Source organism: Acidovorax sp. KPB24-03, from assembly GCF_057546605.1.
Map to the genome: position 1 here is coordinate 1 of NZ_BAAJYR010000472.1, position 2,489 is coordinate 2,489.

Genomic DNA, 2,489 nt, shown 5'->3' on the forward strand with positions numbered 1-2,489 from the left:
GCACAATAAGTACTAGGGCATATCGCTACAAAAACAATAGCAAACTACCGCAGCGCGTAACCCACGGCGATGCCGGCGAACAGCGTGAACCCGATCCAGTGGTTCTCGCGGAAGGCCCGAAAGCACCCTTCGCGCGTGCGGTGGCGGATCAGCGCGAAGTGCCACGCCACCTGGGCCAGCACGGCGCCGATCGCAAGGTAGAACGCCGCGCCCAGCCCCAGCGGCGCCAGCGAAACGCCCCAGAACGCCACCAGCAGCAGGTAGAACGCCAGGATGGCCGCCACGTCGAAGCGGCCCAGGGTGATGGCCGACGTCTTCATGCCGATCTTCAGGTCGTCGTCGCGGTCCACCATGGCGTATTCGGTGTCGTAGGCCAGCACCCAGAACAGGTTGCCCAGCACCAGCCACAGCGCCAGCCACGGCACCTCGCCGCGCACGGCGGTGAACGCCATCGGAATGCCCATGCTGAAGGCCACGCCCAGCACCGCCTGCGGCATGGAAAAGAACCGCTTGGTGAACGGGTACAGCACCGTGACCGCCAGCGCCGGCACCGACCAGGCGATGGTGATGGCATTGGTGGTGAGCACCAGCGCGAAGGCCACGAGCGCCAGCACCGCGCCCACGGCCAGCGCCTCACGCGGGGAGACGGCGCCGCTGGTCACCGGCCGCTGCGCCGTGCGCTTGACGTGCCGGTCGAACCGGCGGTCGGCCACGTCGTTCACGCAGCAGCCCGCGCTGCGGATCAGGATGGTGCCCAGCGTGAACACGGCCAGCAGGTGCCAGCCGGGGAATCCGCCTGCCGCGACCCACAGCGCCGACAGCGTGGGCCACAGCAGCAGCAGCCAGCCGGCCGGGCGGCTCCAGCGGATCAGGTCGAGGTAGAGCGACAGGCGCGACGGCGTGGGGGCGGAAAGCTGCATGGCGCGGACAAAGGAGAGGAAAAAAAGAGAGAAAGAGAGGCGACCCGGGAAACGAAAACGCCCGCACGGGTGGGCGGGCGCTGGCTGGGCAGGGCCGTGCAAGGCCCGGCCGGCTTACTCCTCCAGGAGCGAGCGCAGCATCCAGGCGGTCTGCTCGTGCACCGCCAGGCGCTGGGTCAGCAGATCGGCCGTGGGTTCGTCGCTGGCCTTGTCGGCCACCGGGAACAGCTCGCGCGCCGTGCGTGCGACGGCCTCGTGGCCTTCGACCAGGATGCGCACCATCTCCAGCGCGTGGGGCGGCTCGGTGGGCGCGTCGGGCAGCGAGGTGAGCTTGCCGAACTGAGCGTACGAGCCCGGCGCCGCATGGCCCAGCGAGCGGATGCGCTCGGCCACCGGGTCCACCGCGTTCCACAGCTCGGTGTACTGCCCCATGAACATGGTGTGCAGCGTGTTGAACATCGGGCCCGTCACGTTCCAGTGGAAATTGTGGGTGGTGAGGTACAGCGTGTAGGTGTCGGCCAGCAGGCGCGACAGGCCTTGCGCGATGGCCGCGCGGTCCTTGTCGCTGATGCCGATGTTGATGCGCGGTGCGCCGCTGGCGCCGGCGCGGGCAAGGGGGGTCTTGGGGGTCTTGGCCATGGAGAACTCCTTCGGGTGCTGAACTGAACGATGCGTTGCGTTGCCGCTGCCATCTTGCCGGCCCGGGCGGGCCCCCGCCGCTGCCGGGGAGGCGTGGCGCCCGGGCGCCTGAAACACTTTAGCGCATGCAGGGCGGCCAGCGGCCGCCCGGGGTCACTGCATCTGCGGCAGGTTGCCGATGCGCACCAGCATCTCGGTGAACATCTGCATGTCGGCGTCGAGGTCGGCCACTTCCTTGAATTCCTTCGCGTTGTGGGCCGTGTACTTCTTGCCCGGCATCGCGGGGCCGAAGTTGATCGCGTTGGGCATCAGCTTGGCCGTGGTGCTGCCGGCCGTGGGCACGGGCTTGGCCTCCAGGCCCGTGGTGTCGCCGAAGGTGTTGAGCAGCGTAGAAAGCCACGCGCCCTTGGGGTCGCGCGCCATCCACTCGCCCTGGCTGTGGTCCACCTCGACCGCCACGCCGGCCTGCGCGCCCCACGCCTGGATGCGCGCGGCGGTGGCCTTCGTCAGCACGTCGGCCGTGCTGCCGCGCGGCATGCGCACGTTCACCAGCACATCGACCTTGCCGTCCTTCTCGCGCACCAGGTTGGGCGACATGGTGAGCGGGCCCATGAAGTCGTCGCTGTACGCCAGGCCCATCGTGCGGCCCAGGTAGTCGGTGCCGTACAGGTCGGCGATGTAGCGCACCGCGCCCGCATAGCCGTTGGCCGCCAGCGGCACGCCGGACTCCTGCAGGAACAGCGCCAGGCGCGGCAGCGGGTTCACGCCCTCTTCGGGGCGCGAGCCGTGGGCCGACGTGCCCGTGACCTTGACCGTCAGCGCGGCGCCGTCCTGGACGATGTCGATGGCGAAGGGGCCGCCCTGGCCCGCGTACTTGGCGATGAAGGCCTCGCGGGCCGCGCCCAGGCGCTGCGCTGCGGCGGCCAGATC

General features: G+C 69.7%; 2 protein-coding genes and 1 pseudogene. All 3 read right to left on the reverse strand.

Features of this window, described 5'->3' with window-relative positions:
- Positions 1–44: 44 nt before the first annotated feature.
- Positions 45–920, reverse strand: coding sequence for a 4-hydroxybenzoate octaprenyltransferase (ubiA, locus tag AC27KI_RS22750; protein WP_487115975.1), 876 nt, complete (start codon positions 918–920; stop codon positions 45–47).
- 114 nt (positions 921–1,034) lie between these two features.
- A complete protein-coding gene (locus AC27KI_RS22755; RefSeq protein ID WP_284394159.1) occupies positions 1,035–1,559 on the reverse strand; it encodes a Dps family protein in 525 nt (174 codons plus the stop codon).
- A 153-nt stretch (positions 1,560–1,712) separates the two neighbouring features.
- Positions 1,713–2,489, reverse strand: a pseudogene (locus AC27KI_RS22760) (dipeptidase); the annotation flags it as partial.

Bases quoted from the DNA above. Each gene is read 5' to 3' on its own strand.
- ubiA (WP_487115975.1), bottom strand. From the start codon at position 920: ATGCAGCTTTCCGCCCCCACGCCGTCGCGCCTGTCGCTCTACCTCGAC.
- AC27KI_RS22755 (WP_284394159.1), bottom strand. From the start codon at position 1,559: ATGGCCAAGACCCCCAAGACCCCCCTTGCCCGCGCCGGCGCCAGCGGC.